Consider the following 23012-nt stretch of genomic DNA (forward strand, 5'->3'; position numbering starts at 1 on the left):
GCCGGTGCACCCAAGGTGGTGGCAGGCATGAAGATCAATGATCAGGAAGCTGATCGTATCCTGCGTGCTGATCTGGCAAAGTTTGAAAAACGGGTATCTGATCTGGTTAAAGTGCCTCTGAACGATAACCAATATGCAGCACTTGTTTCGTTCGACTTCAACACCGGTGCACTTCACAAATCCACATTGCTCAAAAAACTGAACACCGGTGATTACAGTGCTGTGCCAGCAGAACTGATGAAATGGGTCAATGCTGGCGGTAAACGTGTACAGGGGCTGGTTAACCGTCGCGCAGCAGAGGCAGGGCTTTGGGTTAAGGGTGATTTCGTTTCCTCAAACTACGTTTCCCCTGAACAGAAGAAAGACACCTTGCTTAAGCCAGAGTTGATCGCTTCAGCTGGTGGCTTGCTTTCAGGGCTTGGTGGTATGTCCGCCAGATCGTCACCAATTCAGTGGGCGCTTGCCATTATCATGGTTGGGGCTTTTGGTATCGGTGTATATTATCTGATTAAACGCATGCAGGAACAATCTGCATGAGGCTCACACTTCAACACATCACCGGCGCGATTATAGGAGGGGCAGTTTCAGGCCTCTTTTTTTATGCGCTTGGGGTTCATGACGGCAAACAGCAGGCAGCGCTTAAAGCTGCCGAGGCAATTAATCAGGCAATCCAGAATAGGGCAGGTATCAATGAAACAATCAACAATATGGATGCTGTGCGTCTCTGTGTTGAGCTTGGCGGGTTGCGCGACCAGTGCGAGCAATTGCGCGGGCTGGCAGAAGATCAGCCTTAAGTCCGAAACGGCTGTCTTTGTAGCGAGTAATGACGCACAGGCTGGCAAATCAATTGCCGGTCACAATGCATATGGAAATAAAGCGGGATGTTGGTGATGGTGCCAAACGATAATGATTTCGATCTGCGTTCTCGTGTCGTCGGGAACGAGCATCAGATAACTGCCATGGCCTTACGCGTAACGTCTCTTGAGCAATGGCAGCGACAAGCTGAATTGGCAGATGCCCGTAAGGACGAGCAATGGAAGCACATGGACAACCGGTTCAATGATTTGGAAAAGAAAATATCAGGGGTAAGTGAAACATTAGCAAAGGTTGTCTGGCTGATTATTAGTGCTTTAATTCTGGGTGTAATCAGTTTCATTATTAAAGGCGGATTTAACACGCTTTGATATAGTTTTTCTCAACACTTCGACAGGTTGTAGTGCAAGACGAGCTGCTTTGAGGCGGGCTGTTTTCGCGGCTCTCAATTTAAGCTCTTCATCAATTTCATTTTCGACACGAGTTTGAATTGGGTTATGTGATTGCGTTTTTTGAAATGCAATTTCTGCAGTTTCGCGAAGGGCGCTAAATGTATTTTTCATGAATTATCCATATGTAATTGGAAATAAAAAAGGCCAGACAATTTGTCTGACCTCAGTTGGTATTATTCTCTCATTAGTGCCAGTACATCCGTGGTCAAGAATGAGTAATACCGAATTATGCTGCTTGCAGATTGCAAGCTGACATTTTGCCTGACTTGTTGTCACGCTCTGTGTCGTATCCGATTTTCTGGCCTTCATTCAGTTGGGACATGTTCGCACGCTCAACTGCAGAAATATGTACAAACACATCATTGCCGCCATTATCAGGTTGAATGAAGCCGAAGCCTTTAATTGAATTAAACCATTTAACTGTGCCAGTGGTCATAATGAACCCTCTCTTAGCAATAAATAGGATGCTCCCAGCTCAATATGAACTGTGAGTGCGATAGCGATTTTTTGAAAGGGAAGGTTCGTTAAAGGCGCTAATGATGCGCAAGAAGCAAAGCTAAACAAGCAAATATCGATATCTATAATGTAGGCTCTATAATTATAAAGTCAACCCATGGTTTGGCTTTAAATAAAATCTCTACCCTTGCTTGTTATTGCTCTCTTTATCACCTTCATCTTTTTGCTCGTTGTAAAACCACTCAATTTAATGAGCCACGCCATTGCCATACGCATGTGCCCGTGGCATCCGCGCCCTTTGCATCGCGCGCGCTTTTCTATTTCATCCAAATAGAGTTGTCTTAATCTGCTTTTGCGCAGATCTGTTCGTGGGTGGTGTAGGTGAGGCGGTTGCGCTTGGCGCAAATTAGGCACTTCAGCTAAAGGCACATCTTCAGGCGGATGGTGATTATTATCGGAAATTATCATAAGCGACCCATTTCGCAGCATGTTTACGCGCTTCACAAGTGTGTGTCCGTTATAAACAACAATATAAATGGCGCTGTCATATACGCTCGTAATAGATGTATCCACCAACAAGACATCACCATCCCTGATCGTTGGCTCCATAGAGTCGCCTTTTGCGATGAGTACGCGAGCGTAGCGAGGATTTATATTTATGCCTCTAAGCCAACTCTCCTTAAAGGAAAGTAAATCAATAGTTTACTCAGAATATGGGAGCGAGCCGCTTCCAGCAGAAGCTTGAATGTCAAGCTGCGGAACAAGTGTAAATTGATCACTAATATTCGAATTGATGAGAACATCCGAAGCTCCTACTCCATCATATTTTTTGGGCCCTCAACCTGAAACTAGTCATTCAATACTGACTTGAGCGACATTTGCAATAATCAGTATTTTATCACCGCTAGGAATCTTGCCGTTGAAGTAACCGCGCATAGTCGCTTCCGGCATCTCGCATCTTTTTGCAAATGAGTTGACAGATTCGTCACCAACCGCCTCGCGCATTCTCGCTATAAAAGCCTTTGTATATTCAAAACAGATGAACGATCAGGTGACAACGATATCACATCGGAGAGGACAGGCATCTTTGCCGAGGCATTCGCTGAAATTCGACGCAGCGGTGAGAATGCCAGAGCAGAAGCAAAAGCGAACGCGCATCTTATTGCCGTAGCACCGGATCTGCTCGAAGCCGTCTACGCCGCCTTGCCATTCGTCGAGGATGCACTCAACTACACGGCATACAAAAAGGGGGCCGTCGCCAAACACCTCAAGCAAATGCGCGATGCTATATCGAAGGCGGAGGGCAGCCAATGAACGACCGGCAGCGCGTGAAAGCCAGCATTATAACGGCCCTCATTTATGGCATCACCAAGAACATGGGCCACTTCCAAGAAATCGATCAGGAAAAGGCCGATCACAATTTTATTGTGACGGCCAGCCGGTCGGCACTCTTAGAGCCGCAAGACGATCTCGACCCGAAGCGGGCCGCACAGATACGCCGCCGCCTTGATCGTCTTTACAAAAAACTGACGCCAGTTTTCGCAGACCAGCATAACGGCAAGTGCATGATGACCGTTTATTATTTGCTGGAAAACCTACTCGTCGAAGAACGCCTGTCGGTGAGTGCCGACACAACATTCGGGCAGTCGCTTGAAAAGTTCCTTGAACCGATCCAGCGCCTATTCAACATTCAAAAGCTAGATGCATCCGCCCAAAAGCAAGCCCGCCAGATCAGAGAGATGATGAGGCGTGAGGGATATTTCATTTGACCGGTGCAGTAGCGCCAAAGATAAAAATTATACGATAGGAATATGAACATGCTGGAAGTGTAAACAAAGTTATTTTGGTTGGTTATTTGGGCGCAGATCCTGAAATCCGCTGGTCAAACGGCGGCGATCCAATCGTCAATATGCGGATTGCCACATCGGAAAGCTGGCGTGACCGCCAGTCCGGTGAGCGACGCGAAAAGAGGGAATGGCACATAGTGGTGATCTTCAACGAGCATCTTGCCAAAGTTGCCGAGCAATACATCAAAAAAGGCACACAGGTCTATCTGGAAGGCGCGTTGCAAACTCGGAAGTGGAAAGACCGCGACGGCAACGACCAGTACTCAACCGAGATCGTTTTGCAGATGATCGGCGAACGCGGATCAAATGACGATGCAGAACGTGGGCGTGCGGAGCAACGAAGCAACCAGCAGTCCAGACAATCATATGGTGACCAATCTGGTGGCTCTAGCAGCCGCGATCTTGACGATGAAATCCCATTCTAGATGCGGAGGGCGAATAAGGTGGAAGTGAACAATAATGGAAAAAGGTTGCAGCACTTATTGACCTCGTCGGAGGCGGCAGAGTTTTTAAGAGTAAAACCAAACACCCTGGCTAAGTATCGGATGACTGGAGAAGGCCCGATTTACATTAAACAATCGGCAAGGCGAATTCTATATCGCCGCGATGATTTAGAAACGTGGCTGAATAAGCGTACATTTCAGTCAACAGCAGCCGCAACGGTGAGCGGTATTTAAGCTGAAAACCGAACTATAAAGCACAAAGCCCCCGCGTGATTATCGCTTCGGGGGCTTTTTATTTGGAAAAGTGATCGCAGCCTGTGGTTTAAAAGTGGCTTACTAGTGGCTTACTGATTTCAGAAGACCAAAAATGGCGATAGTCTGCCATATTGTTTTTATTGCTTATGTATTTGATTTCTTTGGTGAAGTTTTGGTGGGTGCGACAGGGATCGAACCTGTGACCCGCTGATTAAGAGTCAGCTGCTCTACCAACTGAGCTACGCACCCACTCATGAGGCGATCACCTCAAGAAGTGATCGGTTCTATAAACAGATGTTTTAAGCCTGTCTACCCTATGTGTTTGTTTTTTTGATTTTTATGATCATTTTTTACGTTTTTACGCATTTTCCCTTTCCATAGGTTGTAAACAAGAGAAAACGGCATGGCATAGAGCACGTGTAAATGTAATTTTGATAGGCTCGTAATGATTTTCAAAGCGGAATCAACGCGAATTGACCAGACTAAATTTAAACTTTTTAAAGTTTATTTTTTCAACTGGTTGTAAGGTTTTGTGCAGAGTGCCATATAAAACTGTCTGCTATTAATTTTAGACGTGATTTGCATATAAATTGCATAGGCTTTTAAATCCCAGTGCTTATATATAGCGAATAATGAACGATTCTCGGCCCGAACAACGGGTTGTTTTATGTGATTGTCAGGTGAACGTGATATTTGTCTGGTAATGCACTCAAAGCACCAGTTTGGGCTGTATGTATTGAGGGCTTAATGGAAAGCATTATTGGCGATCTGGGAAATTTTATCTCTGCGCACAAAGAATGGGCGGGGCCTATCGTCGGGATTATTGCATTTGGTGAATCGCTGGCCATTATTGGTATGTTTTTCCCCGCAACAGCAATCATGCTGTTGATTGGAGGTTTGATCGGCACCGGCGTAATTGATCCGGTCCCTGTTATTATCGGTGCGATTATCGGCGCTGTTTTGGGCGATATAATTTCTTATTTTCTCGGCTGGTGGGTCGGGCGCAGCATTATCCATAAATGGCCGCTGAACAAACATCGAAGCGGTGTCGCGCGTGCGCGTTTGCTATTTCGCCGTTATGGTTTCTGGGCCGTATTCTTAGGTCGTTTTTTCGGCCCTGTTCGCTGTACTGTACCGTTGGTGGCAGGTATTATGTCGATGGATCAAAAACGCTTCCAGACGGCTAATATTCTGTCGGCCGTTGTCTGGGCGCCGGCGATGTTCTTGCCCGGTTGGCTTGCTGCACGCAGTGCAGGGATTTTGTCCCATATGAACGGTAATTCGATGGTCTTGATGACTGTAGTGATTACCGTTGTGACGACGGTATTTTCTATTTTTGCAGTGAGATATTTTAAAAATCAGCCACGACGTGTACGAAAACGCGGCATTCAAAAGACCATTTCTGAATAAGTTACAGGCTTTTTTTATCGTCGGGTCTTGATTGTAAAGGCTCCACTATACATAATATCAACTCCGGCAATCGTGCCGGAGCCCACGGGAAATACGGCAAAAGTGAACGGTTAAAAACCGTATGCGTTTGGTTTTTAACCAAAACACGTGTAAATATGCTGTTTTTCCTTCATTAGTAAGGTGTACTACGCTTTATGCCAGACGATAGTTCTGACGAATCTTTACCGCGAAGTAGGCAGGTTGCATTCGATGTTAACCTGCGCTCTTTTCTTTTAAAATTGAATTCCTATGGAAGCGGGCAGGCGTTTTTATGCTTGTTCAGGCTGTTGAATGCGTGGATTTTGCGTCAACGGCAGATGAACCATGATCCGCATTATTCAAGCAGGTTTTCTTGTCTGCCGGTCTATGCAAACCGGAGACATATTTTTCCTCGTAATCATTACGGCAGGATTTAACAGCCATGGAATGGATTGCAGACCCGAACGCATGGCTGGGTCTTATGACCCTCATTTTGCTCGAAATAGTACTTGGTATTGATAATCTGGTCTTTATTGCCATTTTGGCTGATAAATTGCCGCCGCATCAGCGCAATCGCGCCCGTTTGCTTGGCTTGTCGCTTGCATTATTGATGCGCCTTGTTTTACTTGCTTCAATTTCCTGGATTGTGACGCTGAAACAGCCTTTGTTCAGCGCGCTTGGTTTTTTCTTCTCCGGTCGTGATTTGATTATGGCATTGGGTGGTGTCTTCTTGCTGGCCAAGGGCACGATGGAGCTGCATGAGCGCCTTGAGGGTGGGCACAAACAAGATGGCGGTCGAATAGGGCATGCGGTATTCTGGCAAGTGATTGCACAAATTGTCGTCCTTGATGCCGTTTTCTCGCTGGATAGTGTGATTACCGCCGTTGGTATGGTTGAGCATCTCTCGGTCATGATTATCGCTGTCATTATCGCGATGGGCGTGATGATGGTTGCGTCGCGCCCTCTGATGGACTTCGTCAACCGTCATCCGACAGTGGTTATCCTCTGTCTCGGCTTCTTGCTGATGATTGGTTTCAGCCTGGTGATCGAAGGATTTGGTTATCATATTCCTAAAGGCTATCTCTATGCGGCGATCGGTTTCTCGGTTCTTATCGAGTCGGCTAACCAGATGGCGCGCCGCAACCGTGAGAAATTGGTGACCACCAATGATTTGCGCGAGCGCACCGCGGGTGCGGTATTGCGTTTGCTGGGTGGCGGGCGTGGCGGTGATGCCTTGTCGGAAACCGTCGATGTGATTGCCCATCATACGGCAAGCAGCGATGTGTTCCGTCCGGAAGAAAAAGAAATGATCCGTGGTGTGCTTGATCTTGGCGAGAGACCTGTGCGCTCGATCATGTCGCCGCGCAATGAAATTGAATGGCTTGATCTGGATCTGGATGAGACGAAAATTCACAGTATGATCAAAAAGCTCAATCACTCGCGTGTGATTATGGCACATGGCCAGATTGATGAATTCCAAGGGGTGGCCTTGGTAAAAGATTTGCTGATTGATTTAAGTGAAAACAACACAATCAATTGGGAAAAGCACATTAAGCAGCCACTGGTTGTACATGAAAACGCCAATGTTTTGCGGGTGATGGAACAGTTGCGAACATCACCGGTGCAGATGGCTTTGATCGTGGATGAGCATGGGTCATTTGAAGGTGTGGCAACACCTGCAGATATTCTGGAAGCCATCGCAGGTGAATTCCCCGATGAGGATGAAGTCAGTTCAATTGTGCGGCTTGAAGATAATAGTGGCTGGTTGGCTGATGGTTTTTGTGACATCCGCCGTTTGAGTGGTCTTGTCGGTCGTGATTTGGTGGATGAGGATGACCGCTACACCACTTTGGCAGGTTATCTCATCTGGCATCTGGGGCATTTACCACAAGGTGGTGAAACGATAACCGCTGATGACTTGCAGTTTGAAATTGTCAGCATGGATGGTCGCCACGTCGGCAAGGTACGCATTACGCCGGTTGCGTCTGAATATGAATAATCGAAGAATTTAATTTTCGGATATTTAAAACCCCACTGATTTTAAGGCGACAAAATCAGTGGGGTTATTGACAAAAAACTTGAAAACTATGATGATTAATCAATTGTTAACCTGTGGTGATGAGCCGTTTAAGCTTTAATTTCCGCAAGTGAATTATGAAGCATCATGGATTTATGAGGGAGTTTCATGCGCTCTTTATCGGATTTTTTTCAAGAGGCTTTGGGTATAAAAGCATTGCAAAACAGTGCTGTGATGCATTTTTTTGTTAAAGTCAAAGCCAGTGCGGAAGAAATCGAACGCCGAAAACAGCGTCGCGAAAATCCGAGTGAAGAACATATGCTTTGGTGCTGGAAGCACCGCGGCATATGGTGAATTTTTAAATAATTGCTTCAAAAGTAACGCATGACGAGCCGTCTGTTGGCTCAACGCCATACTGATAATCGGCCGAGCGCTTGATTTGCTTGAAGCCTGCTTGTCTTAGCAAAAGCTCAAATTCGTAAACGCCCCACCAACGCAGACTGAAAAGTTCCAGCTCTGTTTTGACCAAGTCTCCTTTGTGCCAATGTTCATAGCGCAATTGTGAAACGGTTTTCTGAGCGAAATAATCAATCGCATAAGGCATTTCGGTCAGAACCAAAAGATCATCGCCGACCGGCCAATGGCGCACACGTGGTTTTTCTGCCTCATCAAGACGCGGATAAATATCGACAATCAGCTTGCCTCCCGGTTTGAGCGATGAGGCAAAATTTTGGACTGCACGTTCAATTTCTGCCGCATCTGTCATGAGCTGAAAAGAGCCAGCCGGAATGATGATTGCTGAATATGGGCGTTTTGCCTGATAGCTATCATAAGCAGCCTTGCTTAAATCCGATTTGAGATTGCGGGTTTTGAGTGCCTGCTCGCATAAATCAAGCATTTCTTGCGACAGGTCATAGCCATCTACCTCGATGCCGACTTCAAGAAGGGGAATGAGTATGCGGCCATTACCGGTTGCTGGTTCAAGCACAGGGCCATCAATATCTTTCAGACAATCACGATAAAATTCAACATCGCCGAATGATTTGCCGATTGGCTTGTCAATTTCATAAACCCATGAGGCCAAACGGCCATAAAGATTATTCATAATTTTTACTCAGACGTTTTATTTACCCACGATTGGCTCTGAATTTATCTTTGAGACGGTTAAGATCATCTAAACTCCAGTCTTGTAAATCCAGCACTTCACGCCATGCGTCAATATAGTGCTCCCCAGCATAAACATGTCCATAACCCATAGGCGTTGTGGTGGCCATGGCTAAATCAAGTGCCAATTGCAAGAAGGTTACAACCGGATACCAACGGAATTCCGCGGATACATCGGGGCCACGAGGGTCGTCCATCCATGATGGTTTGCTATAAAGGGAAGAATATTCAAAAAAGACAATCGGATCACTGGCATATTGTAAATAGACCGTACGAATAGGCCCCCAAGGTGCAGATGCATTATTGAGGTTATCTTTTTGTGCAGTAAAGCGTACATAAGAACCATCACCAACCAACGGCAGCCATGATGGGCTGTCATGATTGCGTGCTTCGGTCATGGCGTGCCAAACGCTGCTCGGGAACGGTGGGCCGGCTAAAAGCGAACCTTGATAAGGGTCGCCAATAACTTCAAATAATTCAGCTGAACGCTCGGAGCTTAAGGCGCCAAGGCTCAAGCCATATAGATAAAGTTTCGGACGTTTATCTTTCGGCATTTTTGTCCAATGACGATAGACTTCACGAAACAGCGCACGAGCGGTTTTGCTGCCATAATCCGGCTCGAATAGCAGAGACAGCCAACTGGCAAGATAGGAATATTGTACCGCGACGCTGGCAACATCGCCTTCAAGCAGATATTCAGCCGGATTCATTGCTTCTGCGTCTACCCAACCGGTGCCGGTAGGGGTTACCACAACAAGGGATGAGCGTTCAAAACCACCAGCGCGGATAAGCTCTTTCAGCGCTAGTTTCGCACGCGCATCCACTGTATCAGCAGCATTCAAGCCGACATAAACCCGGATTGGTTCCATGGCAGGCTTATTGCGGAAGGCGCTGATGTCTTCTTGTGTCGGGGCATTGGCGATATATTCGCGTCCCTGACGGCCAAGATCGCGCCATGCAATGAGTGATGATTTACTGCCGGTTTTTAAGGGATCCAGTGGTTGTGCCGTATCTGGCTCCATCAACTCATCAAGTGCACGGAAAGAGGAATCAGCCATATGCAATGCACCGCGGAACAAAATACCTTCACCGGCACTCCAGAAAATGGCGACCGCAATAATGCTGCCAAGCAGATAGGCCATTGGTTTGGGGGCAAAGCGCTGTGCATTGCGCGATGAAAAATGCATCACCCATTTGAACAGGCGTACAATGCCGATCAGAACTGTAAAAGTAATGGATGCAATCAGTGCGACATAAAAAGGATGTGCTGTTTCTACTGGCTCCAATTGCATCAATGCGCGGATGGAGTTTTGCCATTCAGCGGTGCGCCAAAGAAAGATGATCAATACAGGAATGCAGAAAGCACTCCCGGATATTTTAAGGAATCGCCGTATTTTCGGTTGAAAGCGCGGCAGTTCCAGTCGTTTCCAAAGAGCGGTAAAAAAGACACCAAGGCCATAGCCCGCGGCTAAAGTGACACCTGAAAGCAGACCTTGCATAAGGTAGGTTCTAGGGAGCAGGCTGGGGGTCAGCGATGCTGCAAAAAACAATGTGCCTATCAACAGGCCGATCGCGTTGAACGAGTTCCAAAGTCTTAAAAGCCCGTGGCGCATCGCATACCCCTTATAGCATTATGCAATTATAGTGTCACATACGACACTTGCAGCAATGCATAAAATAAAGAACAGGAGCAGCGATAATTATGGCTTTGACCTGCAGGCTACTCTTGTTTTGTCATTACACGGGTGAATTGACATGAAAAAGCAGTACTTGCAATGGTTAGCTTATCAAAGGGTTTGCTTTATGTGAGCGGATAAAGCGATTGTGTCCGGCTGATGATTTTATCAATCGGACACAGGTTTAGATTTATTCAGCCGACATTTAAATGGAGCTGTGCTTGCGGTGATTGCAAGCCGGCAGCCAAAATTGTACCTTCCGGCCAATGATTGAAACCACTGGCAGGATTGATGTGGCCGGAAAAACCCAGGTCAACAAAGCCGGCTCCCCAAACACGTGACAATGCTTTGGCTTTATTGAAGCTCATATATTCATCATTGCGACTGGCGACAACAATGGAGGGGAAGCTTAATTGCTCGCGCGGTAAGGGGGTGAAACTTGCAAAGCGGGAATCTTTTTTCGTCATCGTTTCGGCATCGGCAGGTGCGACCAGTAATGCACCGGCAACATGTGCGGCTGCCGGACGGCTGCTTAAATGGCTGACAAGGATGCAACCCAGACTATGAGCCACCAAAACCGCCCCCGGATTTTCAACCAGTTTGGCTTCCAGCTTGTATAACCATTCGGAAAGTACCGGGTAATGCCAATCATCTTGCTCGACAATTTGGGCATTGTCGTCATCTTCAAGCCATTGGCGTTGCCAGTGACCTGCTTCAGATCCCTTAAAACCGGGAATAAGTAAAGTAGCAGACATGTCATAACCCTTTGGATGAAAAATTAAAAAGCGGATAAAAAATCAGCGCTTTGAATTAAGTTTTCACTTTAAGGGGTGTTTATCGACAAATTAAGAAATATTAATCTAATAATCAGGCTAAAGATTAAATTAAATTCTTTCTGGCGGAATTTTTTCTGGAAATGTTTATTCCGCCAGAATTGCTTGGACAAGAAGTGGGCTTGTCAATTTTCAGGTTCTTTGGGCTGATGTATTTTATAATAGCTTTTTGAAAACTGCGATTTTTCAAAGACCAGTACCACGATCAGCGACAGGCCGAACGGGATCAGCAAATAGAGCAAACGGAACACAATCAAAGCGGCCAAAACATCGGCAGGATCCATATCCGGCAAGCCGGTCATGAAGACGAGTTCCAGCACACCCAAGCCACCCGGTGCGTGGGAAATAAGGGCTGCCGAGAAAGATACCAGAAAAATACCGAGTATAATCAGAAACCCCGGATTGCCGGCTTCTGGCAGGGCAAAATAAATAATGCCGGCCGCGCCGATCAGCTCGACCGGTGCCACAATCAATTGCTGTACGACAATGCTCAATCGGGGATATTCAAGGCGGAATTTGCCTATTTGTAGCGGACGTAATTGCAACCAGCTGCCGAAAATATAAAGCAGCACAAATGCTAACATTACAATTGCAATGCCGATGGCCAGATGTGGTGGCAGATCTTCGCTAAAGCGTTGCAGAATATGCGGCTCCAACAGCAAAACAATGCTGGATGTCATGATGACACCGAGAATGAATGTGAAAGAGCAAAACGCAATCAGCACCGCGATTTCGCTGCCCGGCAGACCTTGTGAGGAATAAGCCCGATAGCGCACGACAGCGCCGGAAATTACCGATGCGCCAATATTATGGGAGAGGGCATAAGTGGTAAAGGAGCAAAGGGCAATGAAGATCCACGAAATTTTGCGATGCAGATGCAAAAGCGCGATACGATCATAACCGGCCAGCGAACTATAAGCAACAAGCGCTGAAAGAGCCGCTAAAATCCAATGATGGAAACGAATTGCATAAAGACTGTCGATGACGTCATCCAAAGAAATACTGCGTAATTCTTTATAGAGCAGCCATGCAGACACAGCGACAGCAATGAGACCGATAACCGGCCAGATATAATCTTTTAATTTCATGCTCTGCTCGCCAATTTCATAACAACCATATATGTCCCCTCCGCGAATTCATTATTGGACGGGACGGGAAATGCCGGAGCACGTCCCGTCCTGTCATGGATCAGGATGCGATTGCAGCCTGATCTTGTTCGTGCTTTTTCTGGCGCTTGATCGACCAGTCTCCAAGGAACAGCAGAATTGGCGCTGCAATGAAGATGGAGGAGCTGGTTGCGATAAAGATACCAAACAGCATCGGCAGGGCGAAATTATGAACGGCACTGCCGCCCCAGATCGCCATTGGCGCCATTGCGAGGAAAGTGGTCATTGAGGTGTAAACACAACGAACAAGTACCTGATTGATACTCATATCGATGATTTCACGCAGTGGTTTGGATTTGTAGAGGCGCATATTTTCACGCATACGGTCATAGACCACCACTTTATCGTTTACCGAATAACCGATGGAGGTGAGAAGTGCTGCAATGGCTGTGAGGTTGAAATCAAGCTGCATCAGCGCAAAGAAGCCCACCAGCTTGGTGGTATCCAACACCAGAGTGGCAATTGCACCCACGGCAAAATACCATTCGAAACGCCACCAGATATAGAAGAGCATCGCGATTGCTGCCAGAACCACCGCAATCACACCTGATCGTGCCAATTCGCCGGAAACCTTAGGTCCGACAACTTCGGTGCGTTCGATTTTCACATCCGGATAAAGCGTCTGGACGGCTTCACGCATTTTGGAAACAGCAACGGATTGCGCCTCTTCGCCGCCATCCTGACGCTGCATGCGGATCAACACATTGTTCGGGCTGCCTGCTGTTTGCAGGGCAACTTCACCCAGCTTCAAGTCAGTGAGTGTTGAACGAAGCTGGCCTAAATCGGCTGGCTGTGAAGTGACGATTTCAGCCTGAATACCGCCCTTGAAGTCGATACCGTAATTCAAGCCAGGTGCGATAAAGAGACCGATGGAAGCAAGTGACAAGACAATGGAAACGCCAATGCCGAAGAAACGCGCCTTCATGAACTTATAATTGGTGTTTTCAGGCACCAATGAAATAATCGGCTCGATATGCAGCACTTTGATTTTGCGGCGGCGGACAACCCATTCCATGATGACGCGAACGATTGTAATCGCGGTAAACATGGAAATGGCAATACCAAGCATCATGGTAACGGCAAAACCACGCACCGGACCCGTACCGAAGAGGAAGAGTAGTACGGTTGCAATCAGAGTGGTGACGTTTGCATCCACAATGGTGGAATAGGCAATCTTGAACCCTTTATCGAGAGCGGCCATTGCCCCCATGCCTTTACGGGTTTCTTCACGAATACGTTCGTTAATGAGAATATTGGCGTCAACGGCGATACCAATACCCAAAATAATACCGGCAATACCCGGTAAGGTGAGTGTTGCCCCAAGAAGGCTTAGAGCTGACAAAGTTAAAATTGTATGCAGAAGCAATGCGACATTGGCGATGAAACCCCAGATGCCGTAAAGCACTACAATCATCACCGCGACAAGCAAGAAGCCTGCAATACCGGTGTAAAGACCCATTTTGATGGCATCGCCACCCAGATCAGGGCCAACGGTACGTTCTTCAATCACAGTCAATGGTGCAGGCAATGCACCGGCACGCAGAAGGGCGGACAGAACCACGGATTCTTCAACTGAGAAGTTACCGCTGATCTGACCCGACCCACCGGTGATCGGCTCACGGATAACAGGCGCACTCAAGACTTTACCGTCAAGCACGATGGCAAATGGCCGGTTAACGTTTTTGGTGGTGATTTCGGCAAACTGACGGGCACCGAGTGAATCAAAACGGAATGAAACAATTGGTTCATTGGTGCGCTGGTCAAAACCGGCGCGTGCATCAGTCAGGCGTTCGCCGCTCAACGCAACCTGATCTTCAATTGGATATTGCATGCCGTCTTTAGCATCCGGCAGGATAGAAACACCCGGAGGTGGGGTGTCATTGACCGGAACATCGGCGACCATATGGAAGGTCATTTTAGCGGTGGAGCCGAGAAGCTGGCGCAAATGTGCCGGATCCTGAAGGCCTGGTAGCTGAACCACAATACGGTCGGAGCCGACGCGCTGGATGGAAGGTTCGGCAACACCGACCTGATCCACACGCTGACGGATGATCTCAAGGCTCTGTTGCAGTGCTGCATCAAGACGATACTGGAAACCTGCTTCGGTCAGATTAAGACGGATCTGATTGTCTGTCTGGGTAACGTCGATGTCGTTGATAGCCGCACCAAAGCTGTTGGAATTAACCTGAGTGATCAGCGTGCGCAGGGCTGTGTCAGCTTTTTTACGCGCATCTGCATCAGGAATGACAACAACAACGGCATCACCGGCAATACGGATCGACTGTGGCTGGATGCGTTCTGAACGCAGTTTCGAACGTGCATCATCAAGCAGGGAACGCAGACGATCTTTTTTCAAGCCTGCTGCGTCGACTTCCAATACGAGATAGGAACCGCCGCGCAGGTCGAGACCGAGAGTGACTTGTTTTTTAGGGAACCAGCTTGGCATAGCTTCGAGCTGTTGCTGGGTAAAGAAATTGGGCAATGCAATGATAAGCCCGACCAAAACGATCAGGCTATAAAAAGCAATGGCCCATTTGGATGTGCGCATAGTTTTTTATCCGGAAATGACAGCTCTTCTGAAATATTCAGAAAAACCGCTAATGGGTATTTGCAAGTTAAGTTTAATGACAATTAACTTGCCCGAAAAAAGGAAAGCAGAAAGAATTATCGCGTCGAAAAAGGTGGCGCCCGCGCGCCGGTAGAGGCAACGGGCAGGGCGATTAAGTTTTCCGCAAAATAAATGACTTGCAGGCCGGTGTAATATTCGGCAGCAAAATCAAGAAGAACAGCACCAAGAAAAGGATCAGCATTGTCAAAGCGCTGTGGTTTGAATTTATGCTGATAAAGTTCGGCAACAGAAGTGCGGGAAGGGAGATTTGCTGGTGTTGTTTGGTGCCGTCCGCTTGGAGTTATCCGCAAATCAGTCTGGCTGATGGCATCCATCTGAATGATTTGATAGGTTTTATCATCATTCGCGGTGGTGAAACTGCCGATCAGAAACAACGACATCAAAGCAACCAGAATCGAAGAAAGCACCATGAAATCATGTGCTTGCAGCTTCAATCTATGTTTCACATGCTTTGCCAAAAGATGGGGCCTGTGCCGTTGGTGTTGTCATTTGCAGAGTTCTTGTCTGCTTTTAAACTAGCATATAGAAATCTGATTGAGAATCTTCATTAACCAACTGTATCGCTAGCCACAAGGAAAATGCGAATATTATCTTAACCTGATTAGAAAATTCGCCTATGTTGATTAGGCTTACTGATGAAAGCACGCTTTGTTTTTCGTTTGTCACGACAGTTATTTACGAATTGAAAAACATTTTTTTGGATATAGCATATCGATGATAAAAAGGTTTGGGCGGTGAAAGAGTTGAACCGGTTTTTGGGACGCAGGCTTATCGCTTTTCTTTTTATTTGGCTGATTGCAGGGTTTACGTTTGTTGCCCATGCGGAAACGGTGGTTGAAGAAAAACGACCTATTATCAATGAACTGAAGCAGTCTGTCAGTCAGCTCGAAACCCGGCTGGAGCAAAACCTCACCAATGATGAGGAACTGGCCAACATTAAATTGAAGTTGGATGATGCATCAAGAAAGCTTCTTGATATTGGGGTGTCTTACCGGCCAAGGCTTAGCGAAATTAATGCGCGTCTGGAGCAACTTGGCAGTGCGCCGGCCGATTCTGCAAGTGAAGCTGAAGAAGTAACAGAAGAACGCGTTCGTCTCACCAACGAAAAAGCGCAGATCAATGTAGCGCTGGGGGAGACAGAAGATGTCTCCATGCAGGTTCATAAATTAAGCAACAAAGTGGTGACGATAAGGCGCGATCTTTTCACCGGCACGTTGTCACAACGGGTACATATTGATTATTCATTAGGGACTAAGATGACAACCGCTGCCAGCGATCAACTCACGGCGCTGGGCAAAATTGTCCGTTCCTGGTGGCGTTTTGTCGTCTCTTTTAAACTTAACTCGTTTCTGGCGGCCACATTCTTTGCGCTTATGGCCGCGGTACTTCTGGAGCTTGGAGCGCGTTATTTTTTAGGCAGCATCTATCAGCGTGATCCTACTGTTGAAAATCCGACTTATTTGAGTCGCCTGTCCGTTGCTTTCTGGTCAACGCTGATACCATCGGCAGCGGTTGGGGTGTTCTTCGCTACAACATACTTTTTACTTGATTATTTCAATGTTTTACGCAGTGATATTGCGCTGATTTTGCGCTCGATATTCAGCTCAGCCGGACTGGTTTATTTCATTTACAGGATGTCGAAAGCGTTAATCAGCCCCGATATGCCGGTATGGCGGCTGATACCGGTTGCCGCGCGTCCGGGACGGGTCATGCTTGTTCTGGCCTCGACGGCTGCGCTGGTCAACGGGCTTGATTATGTATTTAGTACCGTCAACCAAGTGCTGTCATCGCCTTTGTCACTGACGATGGCAAAAAGCCTGGTTTCGTCATTGGTTATTGGCGCGCTGATTATTTGGATCGCACTGCTGAAACCTATTCAGGACGACGAAGACGGAGAAATTCGCAGTTGGCCGAAACCGGCTAAAGTTTTGCTGATTTTGTTGGGTTTAGTGCCTGTCATCAGCGCTCTGGCCGGTTATATCGGCTTTGCGCGTTTCGCCTCACAGCAGATTATGGTCAGTGGCGCTTTCTTGATTATGATGTATCTGGGATTTTTGACAGCCCGTGCCATCATTGAAGAAGGTGCGTTCAAGTCAACTAAAATTGGTCAGGGCTTGCAAAACAAGTTCAACCTGGATGACAGTTCGATGGACCAGGCCGGGTTGATCGTTGGTATCATGATCAATTTGCTGGTTCTGCTCATTGGCTTGCCGTTAATTTTGATGCAGCTTGGCTTCCAGTGGAATGAGCTGAAAAATACCTTCTTCCGGCTGATGACCGGTTTCAGCATTGGTGATTTTTCAATTTCATTGACTGGAATATTAACCGGCATTCTTTTGTTTTTTGTGGTCTATTTCTTCACCCGCTGGTTTCAAAAATGGCTTGATATAACAGTGATGGTGCGCGGACGTGTGGATGTGGGTGTGCGTAATTCCATCCGCACCGTGGTCGGCTATATCGGTTTGTGTCTGGCGGCACTGGTTGGAATTTCTGCCGCCGGCTTCAATCTTTCCAATCTGGCGCTGATTGCCGGTGGTCTGTCACTGGGTATCGGGTTCGGTTTGCAAAATATCGTGCAAAATTTTGTCTCCGGTTTGATCTTGCTGGCTGAGCGTCCTTTTAAAGTGGGGGACTGGGTTGAAGCCGGTACAGTGAGCGGTACCGTTAAAAAAATCAGTGTGCGTGCAACGGAAGTTGAAACCTTTCAGCGCCAATCGATTATTGTGCCGAACTCGACCTTGATCAACGGTAATGTCGGCAACTGGACACATCATAATAAGCTTGGGCGTATTGAGGTCAATTTTCAGATCCCGATGGTAGATGAACCGCGTCGTATCCATGCGGCATTACTGGAAGTGGTTCGCTCCAATCCGTCTGTTTTGAAAAATCCGGCACCATATGTGGCGCTTAACAATGTCTCCTATACGCTGCTGACTTTTGATATTTATGCTTATTTGGCTGATATCACGAATTCAACCGATGTTAAGAATGAACTGCGTTTCAGCGCTATTGAGCGATTGAAACAATTAGACAAAGAGATTGAAGCAGAAAAAGCCGCCGCTCTTGCAAAAGCCGAAGCTGATATAGAAGCCGAAAAAGATAGCGAGGTGTAATCATAGACTGGGGAACAAAACTTGTTCAGCCAATATTCAGCTTGAGTGTATTATAAATTTAGCATTACTAAGACAGACAGGATGGAGCAAAGGCTTCATCCGATCCAAAAAGGGACGATGGCAACATCGAAGCAAAATGATCAAATTCGGTAAAGTCATGGTCATGACAGTTGTTATTTCTGGAGCTATGAATGCTCTTGCAATGGCCGCGACCGTTACCAACGGCGATTCAACTGCCCAGACCATTGTTGTCACCGAAGGTGCATCCAAGCAGGAATTGGTGATTGCACCGGGTGAAACTGTGAATTTTTGCCCTTCGGGTTGTTTTGTCACCATGCCGGGCGGTGATCGTGAAGCCTTGAACGGAAGTGAAGCCGTAACGATCAGCGGTGGTCAGGCAAAGATTAAATAATCTTTCTTTATCCAGATTTCATATTCTCGCATGATATTAGAAGAAAAGCCCATAATCTGGTGATCGCGGGCTTTCTATTATTATAGTTGTAAAATATTTTTAGCCATGAGCAACCACTTCTCATCTTCAGCGTTATGATAGTATTGCATGTAAAATTTAAAATGCATCATAAGGAGACAGAAGCTGATGAAACTTTCTCGCATTGCACCCATCGCAATTATTCTTTGCGCTTTTACACTTGTTTCTTGTGCCAACACTGTGCGCGGTGTCGGTCGTGATGTGAAAGGGACAGCTCAAGCGGTTGAAGATACCGTTAAAAATTAATACTTTTATTTTTATTTGATCAACATATGAAAATGGCAAAAACCGCGCTATCCGGAGATGCACGGTCTTGCCAATAAACGCATGGCTCTCACCGAACAATACACTGGTGAGACATACTATAGGCTCCGGTACGCAATACCTTATCCGGAGCATCGAGGCGGTTTGTTGCCGTCTCGATGATCTTTTTAACAGGACATTCTTACCGGATGGTTATCAGAAGCTTAAGTAAGTCTAAAGATTGCACTTTTTTGATCGTTAATTCAGGTTATTTTCGGCTGTTTATTAAAGACTGGTAAAAATTATCCTGCGCATTTGTTTAAAGATGTCGGATACGAATTTGTTTTGAACGAGGTTCGTTTTTATCATCGTGAATTCTCGTCATTGGCCTCTATGCATATGTTGCTGATTGCGATAGGTCAGGATTATGACACGTGCAATTATGTTTCAGGGTACTGGGTCTGATGTGGGCAAGACGGTTCTTGTGGCCGGTCTTTGTCGTGTGATGCGCAATCGCGGTTTTAAAGTGCGCCCGTTTAAACCACAAAATATGTCGAATAATGCTGCCGTGACCGATGATGGCGGCGAGATTGGCCGTGGACAATGGTTGCAGGCATTGGCCTGCGGCGTGCCGACAAGCGTGCATATGAACCCTGTTTTATTAAAGCCGCAATCCGAAACAGGTAGTCAGATTATCGTGCAAGGCAAAGTCCGTGGACAAGCAAAGGGGCGCGATTATCAGCGCTTGAAGCCGCAATTTATGGATGCGGTAATGCAGTCATGGCTGCACATTTGCGATGGTGCTGATATTGTCTTGGTTGAAGGTGCAGGTTCTCCGGCTGAAATTAATTTACGTCAAAATGATATTGCCAATATGGGCTTTGCCACCAAGGCCGGTGTGCCGGTGGTGTTGGTCGGTGATATCGATCGTGGCGGGGTGATTGCCTCGCTCGTGGGCACTCATACGATTTTACCCGAACAAGACCGCGCCATGATTGTCGGTTTTTTGATTAACAAATTTCGCGGTGATGTGTCGCTTTTTGATGATGGCTTGTGTTCGGTTACCCAATTTACCGGCTGGCCGTCCTTGGGCGTAGTGCCTTGGCTCAAAGCTGTTGGCCGTTTGCCTGCCGAAGATTCGGTGGTGCTGGAGAAGATGGTTGAACCCCAAGGAAAAGCTCTCAAAATTGCCGTGCCGATGTTGGATCGAATCGCCAATTTTGATGATCTTGATCCTTTGAAAGCCGAACCGGATGTGGAACTGGTGATGGTGCGGGCAGGCGACCCCATACCCTTAGATGCCGGATTGATCATTTTGCCTGGGACAAAATCGACGATTGGCGATCTGAAACGCTTGCGTGAAAATGGTTGGGACGTTCAAATTCATGACCATGTCAAACGTGGTGGTTATGTGATCGGCATTTGCGGTGGTTATCAGATGCTGGGGCAAAAAATCAGTGATCCGGAGCAGATTGATGGTGATATTGCAGAAGCTGAAGGATTAGGCCTTTTGCAGATGGAAACCGTTATGAAAGCCGAGAAGATACTCGGTCAAGTACGGGGTAAGGCGCTTGCCTATGACGCAGCTGTCGACGGTTATGAAATTCATTGCGGTGTCAGTAGTGGTGCAGATTGCGTGCGCCCTTTTGCGCTTGTCGACGGTCGTGCTGACGGTGCCGTTTCTGCCGACGGGCGCATTTTCGGCACATATTTACATGGTCTTTTTGCATCCGACAGTTTCAGGGCAAAATTGCTGGAAAAGCTTGGTGTGCGTGATGCAGGTTTAAATTACCGTGCCAGTGTTGATGATGCATTGAATGAGCTTGCTGATAATTTGGAGCAGTATCTGGATATTGAGGCTTTGTTACAATTAAGTTTGCCTGTGAAAATTTAAACATTGATCCACAGTCCAGACTGTCTCAAGTTGATTGACGATCATTGGTACACAGCATAATGTCAGGCCATTGCATCAGGTTTTCATCATCTTATTTGATGAACGAAGAGGGAATGCGAGAAATGCTTGATATCAAGCATTTTGATAGCAGCCGACCCCGCGACTGTAGAGCGGTGAGGGATGTTGCCATGTGGGTTGTTAATACCCGCAGCCACTGGGAAACCGGGAAGGCGGCTTCATCTTAATGACCCGCGAGCCAGGAGACCTGCCTGTTGTAAAAGGCATATTGCCTGCACCTTAGGGGAGGTTTCCTCGCTGCCTGCACGGAGGTTGTCATGGCTGCACACGCTAACAATAGCGCATCGAATGCGCTTTTTTCACTGATTAGTGTGTATAATTTAAGTGCTGCCCCCCCCTTTCAGGAGGTTTCCTTCTTAAGCAGATCATTATTTGCCTTAAAGGTGAAAAGCTACGCATCAGTAGAAGTCGGGGTTTGAATTAAAATGCCCTCGGCTAAAATTACGCTTGTTCTCGGCGGTGCTCGCTCGGGGAAATCAAAATACGCTGAAAACTGCGCTGAGAACTCTGGTCTTCAGCCTTTTTATATTGCGACAGGGCGCGCTTATGATGATGAAATGCGTTCGCGCATCAATCTTCATCAAGACAGGCGCGGCCTGAATTGGACAACCGTTGAAGAGCCGCTTGATCTGGCGGATGCTTTGCTTAAAACAGCCGCACCAAATCATTTTGTACTGGTTGATTGTCTGACGCTTTGGGTCACCAATCTGATGATGGCGGAGCGCGATATTGAAGCCGAAACAGCGCGGCTTTTAGAGACTTTTCCGAAAACTTCCGGCGAGATATTTTTTGTCTCCAATGAGGTGGGATTGGGTATTGTGCCTGACAACCGGATGGCGCGGGAATTTAGGGATTATGCGGGCTTTTTACATCAGCGTGTCGCAGAAAAAGCTCACGAAGTTTACTTTATGGCGGCAGGTTTGTCGTTGAAAATGAAGGGATAGAATATGCAGGGCCAAAAAATGGGTCAAAAGATTCCGGCTACCGTGATTACCGGCTTTTTAGGATCGGGCAAAACCACGATGATCCGCAATTTGCTGGAAAATGCCAATGGCAAGCGCATTGCACTGATCATTAATGAGTTTGGCGATCTGGGCGTTGATGGCGGCATTTTAAAAGGTTGCGGTATTGAAAGCTGCACCGAAGAAGATGTGATTGAGCTGAATAATGGCTGCATTTGCTGCACCGTTGCTGATGATTTCATCCCGACCATGACCAAATTGTTGGAACGCGCAGATCGCCCTGATCATATTGTGATTGAAACATCCGGTTTGGCACTGCCGCAGCCGCTGGTGGCTGCATTCAATTGGCCGGAAATTAAAACGCAAGTGACTGTTGATGGCGTTGTAACCGTAATTGACGCGGCTGCTGTTGCCGAAGGCCGCTTTGCGGATGACCACGATAAGATTGATGAGCAACGTCAGGCTGATGAATCCCTTGACCATGAAAGCCCACTGGAGGAACTTTTTGAAGATCAGATCCATGCGGCTGATCTGATCGTGCTGAATAAAGCTGATTTGCTTGATGAAGCAGCGCTTGTAGCTGTGCGCAAAGATGTGTCGGAACGTTCATCCCGCCAGACCAATATGGTGTCTGCAAGTTTTGGCAAGATCGGTGCAGATATTCTGCTTGGCCTTGGTGTTGGTTCGGAAGATGATATTGCCAATCGCAAATCACATCATGAAATGCACCATGAAAACGATGATGATCACACCCATAGCCATGACGAGTTTGAAAGTTTTGTGGTTGAAGCCGGTGATGTGAATGATCCGAAAGCATTTGCCGAAAACCTGAAAAAGATCATTGGCAAGCATGATATCCTGCGACTGAAAGGCTTTGCCAATGTGCCGGGCAAACCGATGCGTTTGGTCGTGCAGGCTGTGGGTTCACGCATCGAGCATTATTTTGATCGTCCTTGGGCTGATGGTGAAGCCCGCTCCACCAAGCTGGTGGTGATCGGCGTACATGATATTGATGAAGCAGCAATTGCCAAGTCCGTTCAGGAAGCAGCGTAA

24 protein-coding genes, 1 tRNA gene, 1 pseudogene and 1 riboswitch are annotated in these 23012 nt (G+C 47.0%); of the genes and pseudogenes, 15 read left to right on the forward strand and 11 right to left on the reverse strand.

The annotated features are described in order from the left end of the window. From ACI0FR_RS06080 to ACI0FR_RS06090, 3 genes are all read left to right on the forward strand, one after another. Positions 1–537 (forward strand): lysozyme (locus ACI0FR_RS06080; protein WP_404906008.1); only part of this gene is annotated, 537 nt, incomplete at its 5' end. Continuing rightward, on the forward strand, positions 534–794 hold the full coding sequence (locus tag ACI0FR_RS06085) for a hypothetical protein (protein WP_404906007.1): 261 nt from the start codon (positions 534–536) through the stop codon (positions 792–794). The genes ACI0FR_RS06080 and ACI0FR_RS06085, both read left to right, overlap by 4 nt. Positions 795–881: 87 nt before the next feature. Beyond that, complete coding sequence (locus ACI0FR_RS06090; protein WP_404906006.1) at positions 882–1184, forward strand: hypothetical protein; 303 nt, start codon at positions 882–884, stop codon at positions 1182–1184. Here ACI0FR_RS06090 and ACI0FR_RS06095 read toward each other — a convergent pair. The 4 genes from ACI0FR_RS06095 to ACI0FR_RS06110 all read right to left on the reverse strand — a co-directional run bounded on the left by ACI0FR_RS06095 (position 1131) and on the right by ACI0FR_RS06110 (position 2726). Continuing rightward, the gene (locus ACI0FR_RS06095) at positions 1131–1376 is read right to left on the reverse strand and encodes a hypothetical protein (protein ID WP_374830576.1); all 246 of its coding nucleotides are present in this window, start codon (positions 1374–1376) and stop codon (positions 1131–1133) included. The genes ACI0FR_RS06090 and ACI0FR_RS06095 overlap by 54 nt on opposite strands. Before the next feature lie 115 nt (positions 1377–1491). Next, entirely contained in the window at positions 1492–1701 is a 210-nt protein-coding gene (locus ACI0FR_RS06100) for a cold-shock protein (protein ID WP_374830578.1), read from the reverse strand. Between the two features lie 188 nt (positions 1702–1889). Next, a complete protein-coding gene (locus ACI0FR_RS06105; RefSeq protein ID WP_404906020.1) occupies positions 1890–2420 on the reverse strand; it encodes a S24 family peptidase in 531 nt (176 codons plus the stop codon). 153 nt (positions 2421–2573) lie between these two features. Beyond that, positions 2574–2726 carry a helix-turn-helix domain-containing protein gene (locus ACI0FR_RS06110; RefSeq protein ID WP_374830580.1) on the reverse strand — a complete coding sequence of 51 codons (153 nt, stop codon included), beginning with the start codon at positions 2724–2726 and terminating at the stop codon, positions 2574–2576. 305 nt (positions 2727–3031) lie between these two features. On the opposite strand from ACI0FR_RS06110, the gene ACI0FR_RS06115 reads away from it, so the two are divergent. The 3 genes from ACI0FR_RS06115 to ACI0FR_RS06125 all read left to right on the forward strand — a co-directional run bounded on the left by ACI0FR_RS06115 (position 3032) and on the right by ACI0FR_RS06125 (position 4245). Next, positions 3032–3490 carry a hypothetical protein gene (locus ACI0FR_RS06115; RefSeq protein ID WP_374830582.1) on the forward strand — a complete coding sequence of 153 codons (459 nt, stop codon included), beginning with the start codon at positions 3032–3034 and terminating at the stop codon, positions 3488–3490. Between the two features lie 86 nt (positions 3491–3576). Further along, positions 3577–3993, forward strand: a complete 417-nt coding sequence (ssb, locus tag ACI0FR_RS06120) for a single-stranded DNA-binding protein (protein ID WP_374830584.1) — start codon at positions 3577–3579, stop codon at positions 3991–3993. An 18-nt stretch (positions 3994–4011) separates the two neighbouring features. After that, positions 4012–4245, forward strand: coding sequence for a helix-turn-helix domain-containing protein (locus ACI0FR_RS06125; RefSeq protein WP_404906005.1), 234 nt, complete (start codon positions 4012–4014; stop codon positions 4243–4245). A gap of 194 nt (positions 4246–4439) precedes the next feature. Here the strand turns inward: ACI0FR_RS06125 and ACI0FR_RS06130 are convergent. Beyond that, a tRNA-Lys gene (locus tag ACI0FR_RS06130) sits at positions 4440–4515 on the reverse strand. A gap of 498 nt (positions 4516–5013) precedes the next feature. Here ACI0FR_RS06130 and ACI0FR_RS06135 point away from each other — a divergent pair. The 3 genes from ACI0FR_RS06135 (at position 5014) to ACI0FR_RS06145 (ending at position 8065) form a co-directional block, all read left to right on the forward strand. Beyond that, positions 5014–5676 (forward strand): DedA family protein, encoded by a 663-nt coding sequence (locus ACI0FR_RS06135; RefSeq protein WP_404906004.1) that lies wholly within the window; start codon positions 5014–5016, stop codon positions 5674–5676. 460 nt (positions 5677–6136) lie between these two features. Next, positions 6137–7693: a TerC family protein gene (locus ACI0FR_RS06140; protein WP_404906002.1), complete on the forward strand. Its 1557-nt coding sequence runs from the start codon at positions 6137–6139 to the stop codon at positions 7691–7693. 186 nt (positions 7694–7879) lie between these two features. After that, positions 7880–8065 carry a hypothetical protein gene (locus ACI0FR_RS06145; RefSeq protein WP_374830594.1) on the forward strand — a complete coding sequence of 62 codons (186 nt, stop codon included), beginning with the start codon at positions 7880–7882 and terminating at the stop codon, positions 8063–8065. Between the two features lie 4 nt (positions 8066–8069). Here the strand turns inward: ACI0FR_RS06145 and ACI0FR_RS06150 are convergent, their stop codons facing one another. The 6 genes from ACI0FR_RS06150 to ACI0FR_RS06175 all read right to left on the reverse strand — a co-directional run bounded on the left by ACI0FR_RS06150 (position 8070) and on the right by ACI0FR_RS06175 (position 15589). Further along, positions 8070–8816 (reverse strand): class I SAM-dependent methyltransferase, encoded by a 747-nt coding sequence (locus ACI0FR_RS06150; protein WP_374830596.1) that lies wholly within the window; start codon positions 8814–8816, stop codon positions 8070–8072. Between the two features lie 22 nt (positions 8817–8838). After that, complete coding sequence (locus tag ACI0FR_RS06155; RefSeq protein WP_374830598.1) at positions 8839–10488, reverse strand: alpha/beta hydrolase; 1650 nt, start codon at positions 10486–10488, stop codon at positions 8839–8841. A gap of 257 nt (positions 10489–10745) precedes the next feature. After that, the gene (locus ACI0FR_RS06160; protein WP_404906001.1) at positions 10746–11306 is read right to left on the reverse strand and encodes an alpha/beta hydrolase; all 561 of its coding nucleotides are present in this window, start codon (positions 11304–11306) and stop codon (positions 10746–10748) included. Positions 11307–11509: 203 nt separating this feature from the next. Next, on the reverse strand, positions 11510–12472 hold the full coding sequence (locus ACI0FR_RS06165) for a lysylphosphatidylglycerol synthase domain-containing protein (protein WP_404906000.1): 963 nt from the start codon (positions 12470–12472) through the stop codon (positions 11510–11512). Positions 12473–12572: 100 nt separating this feature from the next. Then, the gene (gene secD, locus ACI0FR_RS06170) at positions 12573–15098 is read right to left on the reverse strand and encodes a protein translocase subunit SecD (RefSeq protein ID WP_374830604.1); all 2526 of its coding nucleotides are present in this window, start codon (positions 15096–15098) and stop codon (positions 12573–12575) included. A 116-nt stretch (positions 15099–15214) separates the two neighbouring features. Further along, positions 15215–15589: a hypothetical protein gene (locus ACI0FR_RS06175; RefSeq protein WP_404909683.1), complete on the reverse strand. Its 375-nt coding sequence runs from the start codon at positions 15587–15589 to the stop codon at positions 15215–15217. Between the two features lie 324 nt (positions 15590–15913). Here ACI0FR_RS06175 and ACI0FR_RS06180 point away from each other — a divergent pair. The 6 genes and pseudogenes from ACI0FR_RS06180 to cobW form a co-directional block, all read left to right on the forward strand. Further along, a pseudogene (locus ACI0FR_RS06180) lies at positions 15914–18289 on the forward strand (mechanosensitive ion channel family protein); the annotation flags it as partial. Between the two features lie 160 nt (positions 18290–18449). Further along, complete coding sequence (locus tag ACI0FR_RS06185) at positions 18450–18704, forward strand: hypothetical protein (RefSeq protein WP_404905999.1); 255 nt, start codon at positions 18450–18452, stop codon at positions 18702–18704. A 186-nt stretch (positions 18705–18890) separates the two neighbouring features. After that, positions 18891–19028, forward strand: a complete 138-nt coding sequence (locus tag ACI0FR_RS06190; protein ID WP_374830608.1) for an entericidin EcnAB — start codon at positions 18891–18893, stop codon at positions 19026–19028. A 424-nt stretch (positions 19029–19452) separates the two neighbouring features. Next, entirely contained in the window at positions 19453–20919 is a 1467-nt protein-coding gene (locus ACI0FR_RS06195; RefSeq protein ID WP_404905998.1) for a cobyric acid synthase, read from the forward strand. Positions 20920–20979: 60 nt separating this feature from the next. Continuing rightward, positions 20980–21206, forward strand: a riboswitch (cobalamin riboswitch). A 216-nt stretch (positions 21207–21422) separates the two neighbouring features. Then, positions 21423–21941, forward strand: coding sequence for a bifunctional adenosylcobinamide kinase/adenosylcobinamide-phosphate guanylyltransferase (gene cobU / locus ACI0FR_RS06200; protein WP_374830612.1), 519 nt, complete (start codon positions 21423–21425; stop codon positions 21939–21941). An 18-nt stretch (positions 21942–21959) separates the two neighbouring features. Next, positions 21960–23012, forward strand: coding sequence for a cobalamin biosynthesis protein CobW (gene cobW, locus ACI0FR_RS06205; RefSeq protein WP_374831115.1), 1053 nt, complete (start codon positions 21960–21962; stop codon positions 23010–23012).

The organism is Paenochrobactrum sp. BZR 201-1 (genome assembly GCF_044987585.2).
Classification (GTDB): Bacteria; Pseudomonadota; Alphaproteobacteria; order Rhizobiales; family Rhizobiaceae; genus Paenochrobactrum; species Paenochrobactrum pullorum.

What these genes read in the sequence shown, in the direction of transcription:
- ACI0FR_RS06150 (WP_374830596.1), bottom strand. Translation starts at nt 8,816, where the DNA reads ATGAATAATCTTTATGGCCGTTTGGCCTCATGGGTTTATGAAATTGAC.
- ACI0FR_RS06155 (WP_374830598.1), bottom strand. Translation starts at nt 10,488, where the DNA reads ATGCGCCACGGGCTTTTAAGACTTTGGAACTCGTTCAACGCGATCGGC.
- ACI0FR_RS06135 (WP_404906004.1), top strand. Translation starts at nt 5,014, where the DNA reads ATGGAAAGCATTATTGGCGATCTGGGAAATTTTATCTCTGCGCACAAA.
- ACI0FR_RS06100 (WP_374830578.1), bottom strand. Translation starts at nt 1,701, where the DNA reads ATGACCACTGGCACAGTTAAATGGTTTAATTCAATTAAAGGCTTCGGC.
- ACI0FR_RS06195 (WP_404905998.1), top strand. Translation starts at nt 19,453, where the DNA reads ATGACACGTGCAATTATGTTTCAGGGTACTGGGTCTGATGTGGGCAAG.
- ACI0FR_RS06090 (WP_404906006.1), top strand. Translation starts at nt 882, where the DNA reads ATGTTGGTGATGGTGCCAAACGATAATGATTTCGATCTGCGTTCTCGT.
- ACI0FR_RS06095 (WP_374830576.1), bottom strand. Translation starts at nt 1,376, where the DNA reads ATGAAAAATACATTTAGCGCCCTTCGCGAAACTGCAGAAATTGCATTT.
- cobW (WP_374831115.1), top strand. Translation starts at nt 21,960, where the DNA reads ATGGGTCAAAAGATTCCGGCTACCGTGATTACCGGCTTTTTAGGATCG.
- ACI0FR_RS06115 (WP_374830582.1), top strand. Translation starts at nt 3,032, where the DNA reads ATGAACGACCGGCAGCGCGTGAAAGCCAGCATTATAACGGCCCTCATT.
- ACI0FR_RS06165 (WP_404906000.1), bottom strand. Translation starts at nt 12,472, where the DNA reads ATGAAATTAAAAGATTATATCTGGCCGGTTATCGGTCTCATTGCTGTC.
- secD (WP_374830604.1), bottom strand. Translation starts at nt 15,098, where the DNA reads ATGCGCACATCCAAATGGGCCATTGCTTTTTATAGCCTGATCGTTTTG.
- cobU (WP_374830612.1), top strand. Translation starts at nt 21,423, where the DNA reads ATGCCCTCGGCTAAAATTACGCTTGTTCTCGGCGGTGCTCGCTCGGGG.
- ACI0FR_RS06085 (WP_404906007.1), top strand. Translation starts at nt 534, where the DNA reads ATGAGGCTCACACTTCAACACATCACCGGCGCGATTATAGGAGGGGCA.
- ACI0FR_RS06140 (WP_404906002.1), top strand. Translation starts at nt 6,137, where the DNA reads ATGGAATGGATTGCAGACCCGAACGCATGGCTGGGTCTTATGACCCTC.
- ACI0FR_RS06160 (WP_404906001.1), bottom strand. Translation starts at nt 11,306, where the DNA reads ATGTCTGCTACTTTACTTATTCCCGGTTTTAAGGGATCTGAAGCAGGT.
- ACI0FR_RS06175 (WP_404909683.1), bottom strand. Translation starts at nt 15,589, where the DNA reads ATGGTGCTTTCTTCGATTCTGGTTGCTTTGATGTCGTTGTTTCTGATC.
- ACI0FR_RS06185 (WP_404905999.1), top strand. Translation starts at nt 18,450, where the DNA reads ATGGTCATGACAGTTGTTATTTCTGGAGCTATGAATGCTCTTGCAATG.
- ACI0FR_RS06110 (WP_374830580.1), bottom strand. Translation starts at nt 2,726, where the DNA reads ATGCGCGAGGCGGTTGGTGACGAATCTGTCAACTCATTTGCAAAAAGA.
- ACI0FR_RS06190 (WP_374830608.1), top strand. Translation starts at nt 18,891, where the DNA reads ATGAAACTTTCTCGCATTGCACCCATCGCAATTATTCTTTGCGCTTTT.
- ACI0FR_RS06145 (WP_374830594.1), top strand. Translation starts at nt 7,880, where the DNA reads ATGCGCTCTTTATCGGATTTTTTTCAAGAGGCTTTGGGTATAAAAGCA.